Here is a 19,492-nt window from a genome sequence, read left to right as displayed (position 1 = left end):
AACTGGCAATTTCTTTATGGTATTGATTTTCAGAGGCTGTGTATTGTCAGTTATAAATAACTAACAACCTTAAAACAATATACGCCATGAGAAAATTAACATTTTTCCCAAAAATTTTATTACTATTTTTCTTGTATCACAGTTCGGATAGTAATGCACAGTATGTAGGAATCAATATTTCAAATCCTCAAAAAGAATTAGACATTAACGGAGAGCTAAAAGTTAGAACCATCAATCAAGTTTCAAACTTTACAGGTAACGAAAGTGTTTTGATTGTGAGCAACACAGATAATGTAGTACAAAGAGTTGACCCGAGTACCATTACCAATAGCGCCACCAATGCCAGCGCACTTTCTGTAAAAAAATCTGGTAATTTGAATTTACTAAATCTTAGTTTTGACCTTACAAACAATTGGAAAATTGTTCAATTTAGTAGTAGTGATATCCAACTAGGTAGCACCAGTAATTATGCCAATTCCATATACACGGTTCCCTCCACTGGAATTTACAAAATAGGCTATTATTTTAGATATGGAGACGGAATACAAACAACCTTATTATCTACTCAACCTATCTTAGGTATTTTAAAAACTACAGGAAATACCATTTCTGTTTTAGATTCTAGGGACTTTCAAGGGGTAAATTTATATTTAGCAAGTTTAAATCTTACCGAAAACAGTATAGATTCTATATACTCTTTACAAGCAGGTGACAAAATTGTTTTTGCACTCAATACAGGAGGACTTAGTTTATCATTATTAAATTCTAGCTCCAGTTCTGCTTATATTTATAAAATTTCCAATTAATCTTCATCAATTTCCTACTATAAATCCTAGAAAAATTCTTTTTCTGGGATTTTTTATTTGTTTTAAAAATTTGAATTACTTTTGCATAGATATGTTCAACAGAATTCTCATATTTCCATTGGTAGTTTTGATAAAATTTTATCAACTTGCAATTTCACCTTGGCTAGGAAAAAATTGCAGATACCAACCCACGTGTTCACATTACACCTTGGAAGCACTTAAGGTACATGGTTTTTTTAAAGGTTCTTATCTCGGGATAAAGAGAATTTTGAGTTGCCATCCTTGGGGAGGAAGCGGCTACGACCCTGTTCCTCCAAAGAAATAAATTTTTGTAACAAATTTTAATTTTAAATACTAAAAAAGAAAAATATACATGTTAACGTTATTATACTCCGTTTGGGATCCTTCTAAAGGAATAGAAATAGGTTCTTTCACCTTACATTATTACAGTTTAATGTTTGTATTAGCCTTTGGATTAGGCTATTACATTATGTCTAAAATATTTAAAATAGACAACGAAGACGAAAAATTTCTAGACCCTCTTTTCACCTGGACTTTGGTAGGAACAATCCTCGGTGCTAGATTGGGACATGTTATCTTCTATCAAAGAGAACTTTTTACTGAAGATTTTTGGAGTATTTTTCTTCCCATAAGAACAAAACCACATTTTGAATTTACAGGTTTTCAAGGATTGGCAAGTCACGGCGCTGCCATCGCATTAATTCTTACCACTTTATATTACAGTTTCAAAATTATTAAGAAAAATCCTTTTTGGGTTTATGACAGATTAGGAATTGTAGTAGCTCTTGGTGGAGCATTCGTAAGAATTGGGAACTTCTTCAACTCTGAAATCGTAGGTAAACCAGCTCCCGAAAATTCATTTTGGGCAATAAAATTCCCTCAGCAAAGCTCTGAATACGGGGCAATAGTGCCAAGATATCCTACACAATTATTTGAAGCTGGAGGTTATTTCTTACTTTTCATTCTGCTTTGGGTTTTATACCGATACACCAATAAAAAGTATCAACAAGGATGGCTTTTTGGTTTATTTTTCATCCTTCTTTGGGCGATTAGATTCTTTGTTGAGTTCTTAAAAGAACCACAAGGTCCAAACGAATACTTTACACTAGGAAGCTTAAACACCGGACAAACATTGTCTATCCCGTTTATGATTGCAGGCTTTGTCATTATGTTGCTTTCAAGTAAAATGAAATACGAAAAAAGAACAGAAGATTAAATAAAAAATTAAGGAAACCAAAATCGGTTTCCTTTTTTTATGATAAACTTTTAAAAACTTCGCTTAAACTTTCTATTACATCTGTGGGTTGCATGGCTTCTTTCGAGTATTTTTTCGCCGCAAAATCTGCAGCACTACCATGAAGCCAAACACCGAAGATTGCAGCATTTTCTGGAGTGTAATTCTGAGCTAAAAGAGAAGTAATAATTCCCAAAAGTACATCTCCACTACCACCTTTTGCCAAACCAGAATTTCCTGTAACGTTATAAAAAACATCACCATTCGGAGTAACTATTTGAGTATGATGATCTTTTAAAACAATGTAAATATTCAGCTCTTTAGATTTAGTTCTGGCTAAATTTAAACGTTCAAAAGAGTTTGAAGTCTCTCCAAAAAGTCTTGCAAACTCTTTAGGATGTGGTGTGATAATAGAATTTTCTGGTATAAATTTTAAGTTTTCAGTATTTTTAGACAACAAATTCAAAGCATCGGCATCTAAGACTAAAGGAAGCTTTTTAGATTTTAGAAAATTTATCAAAGCTTTTTCGGAGATTTCTTCTGTGCCAAAACCTGGTCCAATACCAAAAGCTGCATCATCATTAATTTCAATTTTCTCACAAAAATGATTACCAAAACTCATGAACATTGCTTCTACACAATGAGTTTGCAAAACCGAATATCCGCAATCTGCTGAAACACAAAACGTGAGTCCGCTTCCAGATTTCAAAGCCGCTTTGGTAGCTAAAACTGCTGCTCCAATTTTGCCATAACTTCCCGCAATAACATATGATTTACCAAAGTTTCCTTTGTGAGAAAACTCTTCTCTTGGACGATAAATTGTTTTAATAATTTCTTCATCAATTGTAAAATCTTTAACCAAAGTACTTTCTGTAAAATCTGGATGCAAACCAATATCTAAAAGATGAATTTCACCACAAAAAATTCCTACCTCAGGATGAAGAAATGCTTTTTTATAAAATTGAAAACTCAATGTTTCCTTTGCTTTAAAAACAGTAGAATCTTTATCTATTATCTTATCTGCAAAAATTCCAGATGGAATATCTATAGAGATTTTATACGCTTCTATTTGATTTAATTGATGAATAAGCATTGCTAATTTACCTTCTATATTTCCATTGAGTCCACTTCCAAAAAGAGCATCAATAATTACAGAATCTCGCTCAAATAAAACCGTTGAAACTTCAGAAAAATCTTTAATTACAACTCCTGAAATTTCTTTTAATCGATTAAAATTTTCAGTTGCATCATTAGAAAAACCTTGGTTTGACTGGTCTATAAAAACCGTTACATCATAGCACAAATAATACAGCAATCTTGCGATAGCAAAACCATCTCCACCGTTATTTCCATTTCCGCAAAACAAATATATTTTCTGATGGTAATCTATTTTCTTAGCTAAATAATCTACACATTTTTCTGATGCTCTTTCCATAAGAAAAACCGAAGATATAGGTTCGTTTTTGATGGTAAACTCATCGCAAGCCTTAATTTGAGAAGCTGTAAAAATTTTCATTGATGTGTATTTTATACAAATTTAACCATTTGAAAAATGAAAACAGCAAATAAAAAGATAAGTTTCTGAGAAAAAAAATAAAGAAAAACACAATTCTATATCGAATTTATTTTTACTTTTGTTAAAATAACACTATAAAAATGGGGCTTTTAAAAGAATTTAAAGAATTTATTGCTAAAGGAAATGCAATGGATCTAGCAGTAGGAGTAATCATTGGTGCTGCTTTTGGTAAAATAGTTAGTTCGTTGGTAGATGATGTAATTACTCCCGCATTGCTTACACCAGCTCTAAAAGCTGCGAATCTTGAAAAAATACAAGAACTAAAAACAAGTGGAGGAATTTTATATGGTAACTTTCTCGCTGCAGTATTGAGTTTTCTTATTATTTCTTTCGTTATTTTTTTATTGGTAAAAGGAATAAACAGCCTGAAAAAGAAAGAAGAACCTGCTCCTGCTGCACCAGCTAGACCAACACAAGAAGAACTTTTGGCAGAAATAAGAGATTTACTCAAAAATAAATAACAAATAAAAAAGCTCCGAAAATCGGAGCTTTTTCATTATATCTATTTTGGATTTTCTAATTAAGCATTCTGAAAAATAGAAGTAATCTGAGCTGCTAATTCAGTTCCAATTCTCTCCTGAGCTTCTTCTGTAGCTGCACCAATATGTGGTGTAAGAGAAATTTTAGGATGAGACAAAATCTCAGAAGAAGGCGTTGGCTCGTTTACAAAAACATCTAAACCTGCAAAAGCTACTTTTCCAGAATTTAATGCTTCAATAAGTGCTACTTCGTCTATTACTCCACCTCTAGCACAATTTACAACAGCTACACCATCTTTCATTTTAGCAAATTCTTCTTTTCCTAAAAGAGCACCTCCTTTTTGCGCAGGAACGTGCAAGGTTACAAAATCAGATTCATTCAAAACATTTTCTAAAGGTTCTGTTTTCACAGGAATACTAACCGATTGATTATTTGGAAAATCTAATTTAATTTCTACATTTTCTATAAAAGCATCCGCTGCTTTTACATTCATTCCTAATCCGAAAGCAATTTTAGCAACTTCTTGTCCTATTCTTCCAATACCAACAATACCAATAGTTTTACCACGAAGTTCAATTCCTTTTTCGTAAGCTTTTTTCAGTTTGGCAAATTCTGTATTACCAGAAACTGGCATTTTTCTGTTAGAATCTTGCAAAAACCTAACCCCCGAAAACAAATGAGAGAAAACTAATTCTGCTACACTTCCAGACGAAGCTGCAGGTGTATTAATTACAAATATACCTTTGCTTTTGGCATATTCTACTTCTATATTATCCATACCAACACCGCCTCTACCAATAATTTTAATAGAAGAACAACTGTCTATCACTTCTTTGGTAACTTGTGTAGCACTTCTCACCAAAAGTACTGTTACGTTATTTTCATTAATGTAATCAATAAGGTTATCTTGAGAAACTTTGTCTGTAATCACCTCAAATCCATTTTGTTGCAACGCATCAACTCCCGCTTGATTTAATCCGTCATTTGCTAAAATCTTCATTATTTACTTATTTTTATTCTTTTTTAAATTTTGAGACTTCAAAGTTATAGAAAAAAGAACAAATAACTCATCAGCAAATACCACAAAATGTTAATTAATTATTAACAAAACTCCAAAAAAGCTATATAAAATAGAAATAACAAAAAGAATTCTCTATCTCACTAATAATAATTAAATTTGGAAATTCTAATTTTCTATGGAAGAAAAAGTTGTTTTAGTAACAGAAAAAGACGAAGTTCTCGGTCTTATGGAAAAAATGCAAGCCCACGAAAATGGGATTTTGCATCGTGCATTTTCAGTATTTTTATACAATTCTAAAGGCGAAATGCTCTTGCAAAAAAGAGCTGCCGAAAAATATCACTCTCCCAATCAATGGACTAATGCGTGCTGTTCTCATCCCAGAATGGAGGAAACTTACGAACAAGCTGCAAAACGCAGAATTAAAGAAGAACTGGGAATAGATTGCGAATTGGAAGAAAAATTTTGGTTTATCTACAAAGCAGACGTAGGACAAAACCTTTGGGAACACGAATTAGACCACGTTTTTGTAGGAAACTACGAAGGAGAGTTTAATTTAAATAAAGAAGAAGTTGCAGAAGTTCGTTATATTTCTCTAGAAAACTTAAATATTGAACTTGAAAACAATCCTGAAAACTTCACCGAGTGGTTCAAAATTATTTTAGAAGAATATAAACACCATTTTTAAAGTTAAAAATCAAAAGTTAGAAGTTTTAATAATAAATCATCAATATAAAAATAGTAAAAAATGAATAAAACAGCTTTGTATAACAAACACGTTTCTCTGGGTGCCAAAATAGTACCTTTCGCAGGTTTTGAAATGCCTGTGCAATATTCTGGTGTTACAGAAGAGCATTTTGCAGTAAGAGAAAAAGTGGGACTTTTTGATGTTTCTCACATGGGACAATTCTACGTAGAAGGCACTACAGCAAAAGATTTATTGCAATTTGTTACCAGCAATAATGTAGAAAATCTAGAAAACGGAAAAGCACAATACTCTTGTCTTCCTAATGGAAACGGCGGAATTGTAGATGATTTAATTGTCTATAAAATGGAAGACGACAAATATTTTGTAGTTGTAAATGCTTCAAACATTGAAAAAGATTGGAATCATATTTCTAAATTCAATGAAAAGTTTGGAGCTAAAATGACGAATATCTCCAACGAAACTTCTTTAATTGCCATTCAAGGGCCGAAAGCTACAGAAACTCTTCAAAAATTAACCGATACCAACCTTTCAGATATTCCGTATTATCATTTCACTGTAGGAACTGTAGCAGGCGTAGAAAACGTTATTATCTCTAATACAGGTTATACCGGTAGTGGCGGTTTTGAAATTTATTTCGACAATAGTTTTGCAGAGAAATTGTGGGACGATTTAACCCTTGCAGGCGAAGAATTCGGTATTATCCCTTGTGGATTGGCCGCTAGAGACACCTTGAGACTAGAAAAAGGATTTTGCCTCTATGGTAATGATATAGACGACACCACGTCTCCGCTAGAAGCGGGCTTGGGCTGGATTACTAAATTTGATAAAGATTTTGTAGATAAAGAATTTCTTTTGAAACAAAAAGAAGAAGGAATTACCAGAAAATTAGTTGGCTTCGAGATGCAAGAAAAAGCCATCCCAAGACACGATTATTTGGTAGTAGATGCAGCAGGAAACGAAATAGGAAAAGTAACCTCTGGAACAATGAGTCCAATGAAAAAAGTAGGCGTTGGATTAGCTTATGTAGCTGCTCCGAATCACAAATTAGGAAGTGAAATTTTTATTCAAATCAGAAATAAAAACATTCCTGCTAAAGTGGCAAAATTGCCTTTCGTATAAAAAACGAAACTTTACAAAATAACAAAACGTTCAAGAGCAATTCTTGAACGTTTTTTATTATGGCTGATGCTGATAACAATAATCGTTTCCGATACTTGTATAATGTTTGCATCTTGTTCCCGCTCTGGTAATGCCTTTGCATCTATTTTTAGCATTTACTCCGTTGGCTTTTTTTGTACCAGAAGAAAAACCATAAACCGAATTGGTAGGTGGTTTGCATATTTTACAAAGAGACAATCCCTGTTTGGCTGCACTTTCTAATGTAATTTCTGATGATACATTTCTTACCATTCTGCAAGAAGCCAAATGATATTTACTGCCAGAAGGTGTTCTGTAAACCTTTTGCACATTCAAATGAAGCGTAAAAAACAATATCAAAAATAGAAATTTATTCATTTTTTTAAGTTTTAGCCAAAATATTTCCTTAGATTTTCAACAGTACTTTTATCATTGCCCACAAAAATTTCTTGGTCTGTTACAAAAACCGGTCTTTTCAGAAAACGATAATCTTCTAAAATTAATTTTTTAAAATCTTCCTCTTTTAAAGATTTCACATCAATATTCCTTTCTTTAATTTGAGTAGATTTTTTACTAAATAACGCTTCATAAGAATGGGTAAACTGATATAAATTTTCTAATTCGCCTTCCGTAATATTTTCAGATTTCAATTCTCTGAGTTGCCAAGCAGACAAATCAAATTCAGACATTATTCTTTTGCACGTACTACATGTCTTTAAATAAAATACCTTTTTCATAGTTCAAAAATAATATTAATCTCTTCATTTCGGAAATTATTAAATATCTTTATTGAAAATTTGATATAGAATGAATAACAAAACGATTTTTCAGTTTATTTCTGAACCTGGAGATGTTAATTATGGAGGCAATGTACACGGCGGAAGTGTAATGAAATGGATAGACCAAGCGGGATACGCCTGCGCCAGTTCTTGGAGTTCTAGCTATTGCGTTACCGTATATGTGGGCGGGATTAGGTTTTTCTCTCCTATTAAAATAGGGCATATTGTAAAAGTGGAAGCCGAAGTAATCTACACCGGTAAAACCAGTATGCACATTGCTATAAATGTATTTTCGAGAAATATAAAACGCAAAGATTTTGAGAAAAAAACACACTGTATCATCGTTTTTGTTGCGGTAGATGACGAAGGAAATACCGTGGAAATCCCAAAATTTGAACCCGAAACCGAACAAGAAAAACAGATGGAACAATATGCCATTAAACTAATGGATCTCAGAAAACAAATTGAAGATGAAATGAAACCTTTCTTGTAGGATTTAAAACTGTTACTCCTCGTCCCAACTTGGGAAAGTTTAAACCAAAAGTGTTTCTCTTCGTCCCAATTTGGGAAACTCTAAACCAAAATAGTTTCTCTCCGTCCCAATTTGGGAAAGTTTAAACCAAAAGTGTTTCTTTCCGTCCCAATTTGGGAAACTCTAAACCAAAACAGTTTCTCTCCGTCCCAACTTGGGAAAGTTCAAACCAAAACAGTTTCTCTCCGTCCCAACTTGGGAAAGCTTGAACCAAAAATACTTTAAAATTATTAAAAGAATTTTTTGAGAAAAGTAACAATAAATAACTCCTTCCAGAAAACTGAAAGGAGTTATTATTTTAATGAGTACGCAAATTATCTTGCGATATTTACGGCTCTGGTTTCTCTAATTACAGTAATTTTTACTTGACCAGGGTATGTTAATTCATTCTGAATTTTCTCTGAAATATCATACGAAAGTTGGTAAGATTGCTCGTCGTTTACTTTAGTAGCTTCTACCATTACACGCAATTCTCTACCTGCCTGGATGGCGTAAGCGCTAGAAACACCTTCAAAACTAAGTGCTGCTGCTTCTAAATCTTTTAATCTTTGAATATAAGATTCTAAAACTTGTCTTCTAGCCCCTGGTCTCGCACCCGAAATACCATCTGCAACTTGGATAATTGGAGAAAGCAAAGACGTCATCTCTACTTCATCGTGGTGAGCACCAATAGCGTTGATTACTTCTGGATTTTCGCCATATTTCTCTGCCCATTGCATTCCTAATAGTGCGTGAGGAAGTTCAGATTCTTGCTCCGGAACTTTACCTATATCGTGTAATAAACCAGCTCTTTTTGCTAATTTTACATTTAAGCCAAGTTCTGCAGCCATAGTAGCAGCAATGTTTGCTACTTCTCTTGAGTGCTGAAGCAAGTTTTGTCCGTAAGAAGAACGATATTTCATTCTACCAACAATTTTCACCAATTCTGGATGCAAACCGTGGATTCCTAAATCAATAATTGTTCTCTTACCTACTTCTATAATCTCTTCTTCAATTTGTTTACGGGTTTTCTCTACCACCTCTTCAATTCTAGCAGGGTGAATTCTACCATCTGTAACCAATTTGTGAAGTGAAAGTCTTGCAATTTCTCTTCTCACAGGGTCAAAACAAGAAAGAAGAATTGCTTCTGGGGTATCATCTACGATAATTTCTACACCTGTTGCAGCTTCTAAAGCACGGATGTTTCTACCTTCTCTACCGATAATTCTACCTTTTACCTCATCAGATTCAATATTGAAAACAGAAACAGAGTTTTCTATCGCTTGTTCTGTACCAATTCTTTGGATGGTTTGGATAACAATCTTTTTGGCATCGCTTTTAGCATTAAGCTGAGCTTCCTCCATAATACTTTGTACATAAGCCTGAGCTTTGGTTTTAGCTTCAGCTCTCATAGATTCTACCAATTCATTTTTAGCTTCTTCGGCAGAATAGTTAGAAATTTTCTCTAACATTTCTACTTTTTGAGCCGTAGCGATGTCTAATTCTTGTTGTTTCTTTACAACAATTTCGTATTTTTTGTTGTATTCGGCAACTTGTCTTTCTAGGTCTTTTTCTAGTTTCCCAGTTTTGCTAAGCTCGTCATTAAGTTTTTGTTCTTTGTCTCTGATTCTTTTTTCTGCATCTTGCATTTTTTTCTCACGAGACTGAATATTTTCGTCGTGCTGCGACTTTAGTTCTAAGAACTTTACTTTGGCTTGAGCTTCTTTTTCTTTTTTAATGGCTTCTGCCTTTACGTTTGCATTTTCTATAATGTTTTCAGCAGTTTTTTTAGCGTCTTTTACGATAAATTTTGCTTTAGAATTCAGTGAGCTTTTGAATAATAAAAAACCAGCTACACCTCCTATCAATAAGCACACAATGCTGATAATAATAGCGGTAAGTGTCATATATATTGAGTTTTAATAGTCTATATTTTGTTGGAATTTGTAAGCTATATGCTAAAAGATTACAATCTAAAGCAATAACTTCTTTTCCAAAATTTTTAATAATTTAATCAACATTCATCATCATTACATCTCACAACATCAAAAATAAAAAAACCTACAACAGTTCAGTGATATAGAGTAAACTCCTAATCAACACGATTTGAACTGATTTCTATGCTTTGTAATCTGCGAAATGCAGCACGCCATTGCAAAGACATTTGTTCGGTAATTGTTTAGCGTTGAGTTTACCTGTAATGTGTTAGAACTATTGTAGGAAATATTTTTATAGAAAAGAAAAATCTACTTTTCTATTTGGTCTAATAACAGATTTACTTTCGTTAATCTATCATTAGCATTTTGTACGATTTTCTCGTTATTTAATTGATGTACTTCTGCATTAGCACCTAATTTTAAGGCACACATTGCTAGTGCATCTTGTTTGTCTTTAACATCAAAATTGGCTTCAAACTCCCTAATCATCATTTCTATTTGCTTGCCTACTTTACGAAGCGTTTCTTCTTCTGTAGCGGGCACATTTAGAGGATAATTTCTCCCTGCAATGTTTATAGTAATTCTCCTCATCTCCATCACAAACCACTATTTTGAAGTTGTGCAATACAAGCATCTATCTCTTTTACTAATCTATTGATGTGATTTTTCATCAATCTATTATGATCCGGATTGCCAGATATTGCAGAAATTAATTTTATCTTTTTTTGCTCTTCTACTAACTCCTGATTCTTTTTATGTTCTTCTTCGTATTTGATTTTTAGTTTTTCATAATCATCAGCCAAAATTGCATACTTATCTGAAAGATTTTTGTGATTTAATCTCACCTCATCAATCTTTTTTTCAAGTAAAGAAAAGTTGGTTTCTAATTCTTTAAGCATTCAGGTGTTTGTTCTAACTATTGCAAAAATATAAAAAAAACCATTCAATTAAACAGAAATTTAATGTTAATTTAAAGTTTTACTTTAAATAAAAAAGAAGACTCTTATAGAATCTTCTTTAAATCAAACATTTAGGCAATTTATTTATTAAAAAAATTCCTAAAAATATCTTTAAAATACTTTAAAATACTTTATTCGAACTTTAAAACGAACATAAATGCTCTGGTTTGCATAGTGTTGATAGCAGCCGTCCAATAAGGCGGTGTACCTGCATTATCTGCCACCATTTCGTTGTTGAAGAAAAAGGTTCCTCTAAATCCTGGTGTTAATTTGAATCTCGAAAAATAGAACTGAATCCCCATTTCGGCAGACCAACCAAAATTATGTGTAGTAGATCTGAAAATACCTTGCTGATTATCGTCTGCTGATTTGGCATTAGATTGAAGATTCATCATATAATTAAAACCACCCGCTACATAAGGTCTAGAATTGTACCATCTATCCATGTGAAATTCTAACAAAAGAGGCACATCAACATAAGTAGATTTTACTTTTCTAATTCTATCTGCATTGGTAAGAGTAAGCTGCGGAGAATTAACCTGAGTATCAAATGTAAGTTCTCTATCTACAAATTGTAAACCTGGTTCTAATCTCAAATCAAAGTTGTTATTAAGGCGCATCTTGGCTATCAAACCAGCTCCAAAACTATAGGTAAGTTTAGATTGAACCAAATTTTGATTGTTATACATCCCATATTTAGGATTGAGAACCATTTTGTAATCAAAGTTATTCAAATTAAGAAAAAAACCATAACTAAAAGGATAGGTGTCTTGTTCTTGTCTTTGCTCTACTCTATCTTTATTTCTAAACAATTGCGAAATCTGCGCATTGCTCACAAAAAAAGATTGCAATAAACTTACAAATAGGATTTTAAGAAATAATTTCTTCATTATGTTTTATTTTGTGGCTTTGTAAATGGTAGCGATACCAAAACTTTGCCTTTTGTATTCTACATTTTTGAAACCTGTATTCAGCAATATTTGTTTCATTTTTTCTCCGAAAGGAAAAGCATTTACCGAATCTGGAAGATAAGTATAAGCTCTGTTGTCTTTAGAGACTAATCTGCCAATTTTTGGTAAAACATTTTTGAAATAGAACATGTAGAATGGACCTAAAAAGCCTTCCACTTTTGAAAATTCTAAAATATAAACGCTACCGTTTTCTTTTACTACTCTTCTAAGTTCTGCTAAACCTTTTTCTAGGTTTTCAAAATTCCTTACTCCAAATGCAACGGAAACAGCATCAAATTTATTATCCTCGAAAGCAAGATTTTCCGCATCTCCTTTTTGCATAGAGATTTTATCAGAAAGATTTATTTTTTTAATTTTCTCAATCCCTACATTTAGCATTTGCTGAGACAAGTCTAAACCTACCACATTTGCCTGAGTACCTTTTTGTACGGTAATTGCCAAATCTCCTGTTCCTGTAGCTACATCCAAAACCAACTGTGGAGCATCTTTTTTCATCCATTTTACCAAATTATTTCTCCACAAAACATCAATTTTCATAGAAAGAACATGATTGAGCAAATCGTATTTTGGCGCAATGTTATCAAACATATCTTCCACTTGTGTTTTTTTACTTTGGTCTGTATTGTAAGGAGTTACTTGCATTTAATTTTTATATTTTAGTATTATTATTTATTTTTTCTTCGTTATTTTACTGATAATTTTCTTTGTAAAAATTTTTAAAATCTTCTTTTCTGTAGATTTTGGTTCTAGACTCTAATTTATCAATATTTTTTATCACTTTATCATAATCTTCATCTACATTATAATAAAAATCTTCTATATATAATTTTTTATGATGGGTAACGTGTCCTGGTAACTTTTGTCCGTCTAAATCAAAAGTTTGAGAAACCAATAAAGAATCTTTATTAGGAACATAACCGTAGAACTGACGGTGCACATAATAATCGCTATTGGTAATATTGAGCAAACCTCTGTATTGTGTTACTTTAAAAGCAGAATCAAAAAGAAGTTTCTTTTGAGCATCAAAAACTTTAATATCATTTTTTTCGCCTCTGTTAAGCTCTACTTTTACATGTTGCCCAGAAGTAATAATATTTTCTTCCCCATTATTAATTTTAAAATAATAAGTATTGCTGGTAGGATTATCTACTAAATATTCGTTTTTCTTAGCCAAAAACAAAAAATAGATAGCAAAAGCTACAGCCATAACTCCTATAGCAGAAAGAAAGCCAATTAAAGGCGCATTTTTTTTCATAAATTAAAAAAATAGACTTTTGCAAATTTAATAATAATTTTATTTGTGGTAGATAAGATTTTAATTTATAAATTTGTCCCCTGTTTTATAAAAATTAAAAATAAATATGCCAAGTTCAGTTATAATTGGATCAGGAAGTTGCATTCCGGAAAGAGTAATAAACGGTTCACACTTTATCAACTCTACTTTCTATACAGATGCTGGAGATCTAATAGACAAACCCAACGAAGAAGTCATCAGAAAATTTATTGACATCACAGAGATTGAAGAAAGAAGATATATCGGTGATGACAAAATGAACTCAGATTTGGGTTTCGAAGCTGCTAAAGAAGCAATTTATGATGCAAACATAGACCAAGAAGAAATAGATTATATAATCTTCGCAAGTAATTTTGGTGAAGTTTCTAAAAATGGAATGCCGAATTTTATGCCGAATATGGCTGCAAGAGTAAAACACAAATTAGGCATCAAAAACAGAAAATGTATTACTTATGATATGATTTTCGGTTGCCCAGGTTGGGTAGAAGGTATGATTCTGGCTGATGATTTACTAAAATTAGGAAAAGCAAAAACCATTTTAGTAATTGGTGGAGAAACGCTAAGCAGAGTAACGGACCCTTACGACAGAAACAAAATGATTTTTGCTGATGGTGCTGGCGCTGTAATTGTACAAAGAACCGAAGAAGAAAACGTAGGAATTATCTCTACTAATACCATTTGCGATAATGCAGACGAATTAAATTACTTAGAATGTTCTAAAACCTTAAATCCTAATGCTGAAGACCAAGACAGAATTTACATTAGAATGCAAGGAAGAAAAATTTACGAATATGCTCTAAAAAACGTTCCTTCTGCCATCAAAGAAACAATAGACAATGCTGGAATAAGCATAGAAGATGTAAACAAAATATTACTGCATCAAGCCAATGCAAAGATGGATCACGCAATGGTTTCCAGAATTTTTAAATTATACGGAAAATCTGAGTACGACGAAAGTGTATCTCCAATGACTATTCAAAAATTTGGAAACTCTTCTGTTGCTACTGTACCAACAATGTATGATATAATTGCAAAAGGAGAAATGAAAGGACACAGCTTCCAAAAAGGTGGATACATCGTTTTTGGCTCTGTAGGTGCTGGGATGAACATCAATTGCATCGTTTATAAAATGCCTTCATAGAAAATTTAGAATATGTCTGTACAAAACAGATTTCTAATCATTTTTGGGATACTTTTCCTGATAGAATTTTACGTTTATCAAGCTTTCAAAAACCTTGTTTCTAACAATTGGTTAAGGTTCGGATATTGGGCTATTACCTTATTTATTTATGGTTTTACGCTCTATCAAATGGTAACCTTCAATAGAGCTTCCAGAGACCAACATCAGGTACAATTAATGCTTTCTTTGGTAATGATATTTATGTTACCAAAGTTAATAGCATTGATATTTTTATTAATTGGAGATATTTCTAGAATTTTTGAATTCGGTTTTAAATATTTCTCTCAAGAACAAAAATATTTTCCCGAAAGAAGAAAATTCATCAGCACTACTGCTCTAGCAACTGCCGGAATTTTTTCTGCTTTGATAATTGATGGAATTATCTTCGGAAAATACAGACACACTGCCAGAAAAGTAAAACTTAAACTAAAAAATCTACCAAAAAGTTTCAAAGGTTATAAAATTGTACAAATTTCTGATGTTCACAGTGGTAGTTTTTTTCATCCCGAAAAATTACAACAAGCCATTGATTTAATTAATGAGCAAAATGCAGATTTGGTGCTTTTTACGGGAGATATGGTCAATAATTACGCTGAAGAATTTTTGCCTTTCATCAATTTATTTAAAAGCATAAAAGCCAAAGACGGAAAATTTTCGGTTTTAGGAAACCACGATTACGGCGACTATGGCTCTTGGAAATCTAAAGAAGAAAAAGCCCAGAATATCCCCAATTTAGAAAATTATGAAAAACAAGCTGGTTTTACCATGCTTAGAAACGAGCACGTTTCTATAGAAAAAAACGGAGAAAAAATTTATATTTTGGGCGTTGAAAACTGGGGAATTCCGCCATTTCCTCAATATGGAGATTTAGAAAAAGCTGCAAAAGGAATCCCAACCGAAGCAGTAAAAATCTTAATGAGCCACGACCCTACTCATTTTGATGAAGTAGTAAAACATCATCCTAGCAACGTTCAACTTACACTTTCTGGTCATACACACGGGATGCAATTCGGGATAGATTTGAAAAATTTTAAATGGTCTCCTGTAAAATTCAAATATCCAAAATGGGCAGATTTATATGAATCTGCTGGCAAATATTTGTATGTAAACAGAGGTTTTGGTGTTTTAGCGTTCCCAGGAAGAGTGGGTGTAAAACCAGAAATTACGGTTTTTGAACTTTCATAAATCCTTAGAAAAAGAAATCTTTCATTCGGTTAATTGCCCATTCGCTTTCTTCTAAAAACAGTAAAAAACGGCTCAATTTCTTCTCCATTTGTTTTCCTAAATTGTATTTTCGGTAAAAAGGAAGTCCAAATTTACTATGATTAAGTTCTACAAATTGCCAAGAATTGAGGTAAATTACAATATACTCGTCATCGGCTTTCATAGAATTATTCACCATATTTTTGTAAAAAAACAAAGGAATCATCTGAAAAGTAAAGTCATTATACGGAATTTTAGAATATAGAGACCAACTGTCTGGCACAATTACCAATTCGTTTTCTTCGTAAACAGTTTTTTTCTCAAAATCTTTATTCAGCCAAAAAATATTAGAAAAGTACATAGAAGAATGGTAACTAAATTTCATTTTTTTTACCACATCCGACTTAAATTTAAACTTGGGAAACTGCCTAATTCCTATAACAGATTTGCCTGTAACTTCTTCGGCAAAGTGCTTTGCTTTCACAATTTCTGCTTCTGTAGAATGTTTGTTCAGAATTCCCAATTCATGACCTTTTTTAGTGATTAATTTAAGTAAATCTGGCAATTTTTCTACCACAGAAACTTCAACAAAAAAAGTACAAAAAACATAATGTTTTTCTAAAATATTGATAATACTTTCTGTTCCATTAGAAATAATTTTCAGCTTCTCTTCTTCCGAAACCAAATCTATTTTATCTAAAGGAATTTCTGGAGCTAAAACATTAAAACTTAATAAAACCATTTTGTAAAAATAAAAAACTTTGCCAATTGCGAAATTGACAAAGTTTATAAATTATAGAATTAATATGATAAATAGATTTTAAACTTATTATAAAAAATCTATTAAAATTGAGCTCCTAAGATAAGAAAATTTTTTAAATACAAATTACTTGTTTAATTTCAGCTTCAAATTAGCCAACATCTCCCTAGTCATCGATGTTATATCGAAATCGTAACTTAAGCCCCAATCTTCTTTGGCTCTCCCATCTTCGATACTTGCGGGCCAAGAATCAGCAATTGCTTGTCTAAAATCTGGTTCATAAGAGATCTCGAAATCGGACATTTCTTTCTTAATTTCTGCCGCTAACTCTGCAGGCGTAAAGCTCATTCCGCCCAAATTATAAGAACTTCTCACAGTAAGAGCATCTTTATCTGCTTCCATTAGTTTTATTGTTGCAGAGATGGCATCGTCCATATACAACATTGGCATTGCGGTATTTTCAGCTATAAAACTTTTATATTTTCCGTTTTGTACAGCTTCATAAAAAATTTCTACAGCATAATCTGTGGTACCTCCGCCAGCTGGCGCTTTCCAAGAGATAAGTCCAGGATAACGAATACTTCTAACATCTACTCCATACTTATCAAAATAATATTCGCACCATTTTTCACCTGCCATTTTAGAAATTCCGTAAACGGTAGTAGGATTTAAGACTACATCTTGCTCTACATTATGCTTAGGAATTCCTTTCCCGAAAACAGCGATAGAACTCGGCCAGAATATTTTTTTCAAATGTCCGTCTTTTGCCAATTCACAAAGATGTAACAATGGCTCTAAATTGAGTTTCCAAGCATAAAGTGGTTGTTTTTCTGAAGTACCAGAAAGCAAAGAAGCCAAATGATAAACCGTAGTAATTTTTTGTTCTTTTACAAAATCTTCTAATAATTTAAAATTAGTAACATCTATTCTTTCGTACCAACCGGCAGCAGTATTGCCTTCTCTCCATTTTTCAATTCCTGAGGCTACAACATTTTCTTTGCCATAGATTTCTACTAATTTGGAAGTGAGTTCTGTCCCAATTTGTCCTAGAGCACCCGTTACTAATATTTTTTCTTTTGTAATTTCCATTTTCACTTTTAGATTTTCACAAATTTAAAAATTTTGAAAAACTATTAAAATTTATTTATTATGATATTTTTAAATTATAGAAACAAAACTTATCATTTTTAAAAAAAATATTTATTTTTACACAAAATTTTGATTAATGAAAAGAGGTTTTTTACTATTTCTAGTAATTTCTAATGTAGCATTCGCACAATTCACCAATATTAATATCGTAAAAGAAATCCACTCCAAAGACAAAGGAATGGTGGTTTCTGCTCATCCGCTCGCAAGTGAAGCTGGTGCAAAAATCTTAAAAATGGGAGGCAACGCTTTTGATGCAGCTATTGCTACTCAATTTGCTTTAGCCGTAGTTTATCCTCAAGCTGGTAATATTGGAGGCGGTGGTTTTTTAGTTGGAACAACCAATAAAGGCGAAAAATTTTCACTAGATTACAGAGAAACAGCTCCCCTAAAAGCTTCTAGAGACATGTATCTTGACGAAAAAGGTAATGCTAACACAAATTTATCCCAAAACGGAAGATTAGCCGTTGGTGTTCCTGGTTCTATTTCAGGGATGTTTTATACGCATAAAAAATTTGGAAAATTACCTATGGCTGCGATTATTCAGCCAGCAATAGATTTAGCAGAAAAAGGATTTGCTGTAACATTAAGAGAAGCAAATCTTCTTAATTCTACCAAAGAAGATTTTCTAAAACATAATTCTCACAAAACGGCATTTACCAAAGATATTCCATGGAAACAAGGCGATTTGCTTATTCAAAAAGAGTTGGCAAATACCTTGAAAGCCATTCAAAAAAATGGAGAAAAAGGATTCTATGAAGGTAAAAATGCTCAATTCCTTGTTGACGAAATGAAAAAAGGAAATGGAATTATTTCTCTCGAAGACCTTAAAAACTACAAAACCAGAGAAAGAAAAGTTCTCTCTTTCGATTATAAAGGCAACGAAATTATCTCTATGCCTCTCCCTTCAAGTGGTGGACCTCTTTTAGCTCAAATGTTAAAAATGGCTTCTTATGAAAATTTAGAAAAATACGAACAAAATTCTCCCGAAGCATTGCAAATTATGGTAGAAGCAGAGCGTAGAGCTTATGCAGACCGAGCAGAATATATGGGAGATCCAGATTTTATAGAAGACAAAACACAAATGTTAATTTCTGATGATTATCTCAAAAATCGTTGGAAAAACTTTAGTTTTGAAAAAGCAACACCAAGCGCAGAAGTTGGCAACATTATCAGTCAGCCAAAAGAATCTGAGCAAACTACTCATATTTCTATCATTGATAAATTTGGGAATGCTGCTTCTATCACAACAACGCTTAACGGATTATACGGAAGCAAAGTAGTTGTAAAAGGTGGTGGATATTTTCTAAATAATGAAATGGACGATTTTTCTATAAAACCAGGCGTTCCAAATATGTTTGGTGCTGTAGGCGGAGAAGCCAATTCTATTGTTCCTAACAAAAGAATGCTTTCTTCTATGACGCCAACAATCGTCCTTAAAAACGGCAAACCTTACATTGTAGTAGGAACTCCCGGCGGAACTACCATTCCAACTTCAGTGTTTCAAAGTATTGTAAATGCTATTGATTTTAAACTAAGTCCGAATTTTGTAATTAATGCACCAAAATTCCATCATCAGTGGTTGCCAGAAGTAATTTACACCGAGAAAAATTTCCCTCAAAATACCATAAAAGTTTTAGAACAAAAAAATTATAAATTCGAAAACAGAAATGTTATTGGCAGAACGGAAATGATTATTCTTGATGAAAACGGAAACGCAATTGCTGTAGCAGATGGACGTGGAGACGATTCTGTAGCAGTAGAATAATCT

Annotated in this window: 22 protein-coding genes; 10 read left to right on the top strand and 12 right to left on the bottom strand. The window is 32.5% G+C overall.

From position 1 onward, the window contains the following. The first annotated feature begins 86 nt into the window (after window positions 1–86). From QM746_RS08075 to lgt, 3 genes are all read left to right on the top strand, one after another. Window positions 87–806 carry a hypothetical protein gene (locus QM746_RS08075; protein ID WP_414983743.1) on the top strand — a complete coding sequence of 240 codons (720 nt, stop codon included), beginning with the start codon at window positions 87–89 and terminating at the stop codon, window positions 804–806. A gap of 91 nt (window positions 807–897) precedes the next feature. Then, window positions 898–1,131 carry a membrane protein insertion efficiency factor YidD gene (yidD, locus tag QM746_RS08070; protein ID WP_414985135.1) on the top strand — a complete coding sequence of 78 codons (234 nt, stop codon included), beginning with the start codon at window positions 898–900 and terminating at the stop codon, window positions 1,129–1,131. 48 nt (window positions 1,132–1,179) lie between these two features. Continuing rightward, the gene (gene lgt / locus QM746_RS08065) at window positions 1,180–2,043 is read left to right on the top strand and encodes a prolipoprotein diacylglyceryl transferase (protein WP_414983742.1); all 864 of its coding nucleotides are present in this window, start codon (window positions 1,180–1,182) and stop codon (window positions 2,041–2,043) included. Between the two features lie 37 nt (window positions 2,044–2,080). On the opposite strand, the gene QM746_RS08060 is transcribed toward lgt, so the two are convergent. Next, window positions 2,081–3,577, bottom strand: coding sequence for an NAD(P)H-hydrate dehydratase (locus QM746_RS08060; protein WP_414983741.1), 1,497 nt, complete (start codon window positions 3,575–3,577; stop codon window positions 2,081–2,083). Window positions 3,578–3,717: 140 nt separating this feature from the next. Between QM746_RS08060 and mscL the strand changes: the two genes are divergently transcribed. After that, the gene (gene mscL / locus QM746_RS08055; RefSeq protein WP_414983740.1) at window positions 3,718–4,098 is read left to right on the top strand and encodes a large-conductance mechanosensitive channel protein MscL; all 381 of its coding nucleotides are present in this window, start codon (window positions 3,718–3,720) and stop codon (window positions 4,096–4,098) included. 59 nt (window positions 4,099–4,157) lie between these two features. Here mscL and QM746_RS08050 read toward each other — a convergent pair whose 3' ends face one another. Further along, entirely contained in the window at window positions 4,158–5,117 is a 960-nt protein-coding gene (locus QM746_RS08050; protein WP_414983739.1) for a D-2-hydroxyacid dehydrogenase, read from the bottom strand. A gap of 196 nt (window positions 5,118–5,313) precedes the next feature. Between QM746_RS08050 and idi the strand changes: the two genes are divergently transcribed. Further along, window positions 5,314–5,823 (top strand): isopentenyl-diphosphate Delta-isomerase, encoded by a 510-nt coding sequence (gene idi, locus QM746_RS08045; RefSeq protein ID WP_414983738.1) that lies wholly within the window; start codon window positions 5,314–5,316, stop codon window positions 5,821–5,823. A 60-nt stretch (window positions 5,824–5,883) separates the two neighbouring features. Then, window positions 5,884–6,963, top strand: coding sequence for a glycine cleavage system aminomethyltransferase GcvT (gene gcvT, locus QM746_RS08040; protein WP_414983737.1), 1,080 nt, complete (start codon window positions 5,884–5,886; stop codon window positions 6,961–6,963). Between the two features lie 57 nt (window positions 6,964–7,020). Here gcvT and QM746_RS08035 read toward each other — a convergent pair whose 3' ends face one another. Both QM746_RS08035 and QM746_RS08030 read right to left on the bottom strand, forming a co-directional pair. Continuing rightward, window positions 7,021–7,359, bottom strand: a complete 339-nt coding sequence (locus tag QM746_RS08035) for a hypothetical protein (RefSeq protein ID WP_414983736.1) — start codon at window positions 7,357–7,359, stop codon at window positions 7,021–7,023. An 11-nt stretch (window positions 7,360–7,370) separates the two neighbouring features. Beyond that, complete coding sequence (locus QM746_RS08030; protein WP_414983735.1) at window positions 7,371–7,718, bottom strand: arsenate reductase family protein; 348 nt, start codon at window positions 7,716–7,718, stop codon at window positions 7,371–7,373. Window positions 7,719–7,788: 70 nt separating this feature from the next. Here QM746_RS08030 and QM746_RS08025 point away from each other — a divergent pair, with 70 nt between their 5' ends. Next, window positions 7,789–8,253, top strand: coding sequence for an acyl-CoA thioesterase (locus QM746_RS08025; RefSeq protein ID WP_374365095.1), 465 nt, complete (start codon window positions 7,789–7,791; stop codon window positions 8,251–8,253). 353 nt (window positions 8,254–8,606) lie between these two features. On the opposite strand, the gene rny is transcribed toward QM746_RS08025, so the two are convergent. From rny to QM746_RS07995, 6 genes are all read right to left on the bottom strand, one after another. Beyond that, window positions 8,607–10,178, bottom strand: a complete 1,572-nt coding sequence (gene rny / locus QM746_RS08020) for a ribonuclease Y (protein WP_414983734.1) — start codon at window positions 10,176–10,178, stop codon at window positions 8,607–8,609. Between the two features lie 339 nt (window positions 10,179–10,517). Beyond that, the gene (locus tag QM746_RS08015; RefSeq protein ID WP_414985134.1) at window positions 10,518–10,805 is read right to left on the bottom strand and encodes a cell division protein ZapA; all 288 of its coding nucleotides are present in this window, start codon (window positions 10,803–10,805) and stop codon (window positions 10,518–10,520) included. Continuing rightward, complete coding sequence (locus QM746_RS08010) at window positions 10,805–11,107, bottom strand: hypothetical protein (protein ID WP_374360466.1); 303 nt, start codon at window positions 11,105–11,107, stop codon at window positions 10,805–10,807. Before QM746_RS08010 ends, QM746_RS08015 begins: the two co-directional genes overlap by 1 nt. A gap of 191 nt (window positions 11,108–11,298) precedes the next feature. Continuing rightward, entirely contained in the window at window positions 11,299–12,057 is a 759-nt protein-coding gene (locus QM746_RS08005; RefSeq protein ID WP_414983733.1) for a porin family protein, read from the bottom strand. Window positions 12,058–12,063: 6 nt separating this feature from the next. Continuing rightward, a complete protein-coding gene (ubiE, locus tag QM746_RS08000; protein WP_414983732.1) occupies window positions 12,064–12,780 on the bottom strand; it encodes a bifunctional demethylmenaquinone methyltransferase/2-methoxy-6-polyprenyl-1,4-benzoquinol methylase UbiE in 717 nt (238 codons plus the stop codon). 46 nt (window positions 12,781–12,826) lie between these two features. Further along, the gene (locus QM746_RS07995) at window positions 12,827–13,393 is read right to left on the bottom strand and encodes a hypothetical protein (RefSeq protein ID WP_414983731.1); all 567 of its coding nucleotides are present in this window, start codon (window positions 13,391–13,393) and stop codon (window positions 12,827–12,829) included. A gap of 106 nt (window positions 13,394–13,499) precedes the next feature. Between QM746_RS07995 and QM746_RS07990 the strand changes: the two genes are divergently transcribed. Beyond that, complete coding sequence (locus QM746_RS07990; protein WP_414983730.1) at window positions 13,500–14,573, top strand: 3-oxoacyl-ACP synthase III family protein; 1,074 nt, start codon at window positions 13,500–13,502, stop codon at window positions 14,571–14,573. 12 nt (window positions 14,574–14,585) lie between these two features. Then, window positions 14,586–15,797 carry a metallophosphoesterase gene (locus QM746_RS07985; RefSeq protein WP_414983729.1) on the top strand — a complete coding sequence of 404 codons (1,212 nt, stop codon included), beginning with the start codon at window positions 14,586–14,588 and terminating at the stop codon, window positions 15,795–15,797. Between the two features lie 4 nt (window positions 15,798–15,801). On the opposite strand, the gene QM746_RS07980 is transcribed toward QM746_RS07985, so the two are convergent. Both QM746_RS07980 and QM746_RS07975 read right to left on the bottom strand, forming a co-directional pair. Further along, window positions 15,802–16,557, bottom strand: a complete 756-nt coding sequence (locus QM746_RS07980; protein ID WP_414983728.1) for a polysaccharide deacetylase — start codon at window positions 16,555–16,557, stop codon at window positions 15,802–15,804. 144 nt (window positions 16,558–16,701) lie between these two features. After that, on the bottom strand, window positions 16,702–17,664 hold the full coding sequence (locus tag QM746_RS07975) for an NAD-dependent epimerase/dehydratase family protein (protein WP_414983727.1): 963 nt from the start codon (window positions 17,662–17,664) through the stop codon (window positions 16,702–16,704). 136 nt (window positions 17,665–17,800) lie between these two features. Between QM746_RS07975 and ggt the strand changes: the two genes are divergently transcribed. Next, window positions 17,801–19,489 carry a gamma-glutamyltransferase gene (ggt, locus tag QM746_RS07970; RefSeq protein ID WP_414983726.1) on the top strand — a complete coding sequence of 563 codons (1,689 nt, stop codon included), beginning with the start codon at window positions 17,801–17,803 and terminating at the stop codon, window positions 19,487–19,489. The last annotated feature ends 3 nt before the right edge of the window (window positions 19,490–19,492 follow it).

It is taken from the genome of Cloacibacterium sp. (genome assembly GCF_047601505.1).
Taxonomy (GTDB): domain Bacteria; phylum Bacteroidota; class Bacteroidia; order Flavobacteriales; family Weeksellaceae; genus Cloacibacterium.
Note: the sequence above shows the minus strand (reverse complement) of the source record. Positions and strands in the feature narration are given on the sequence as shown.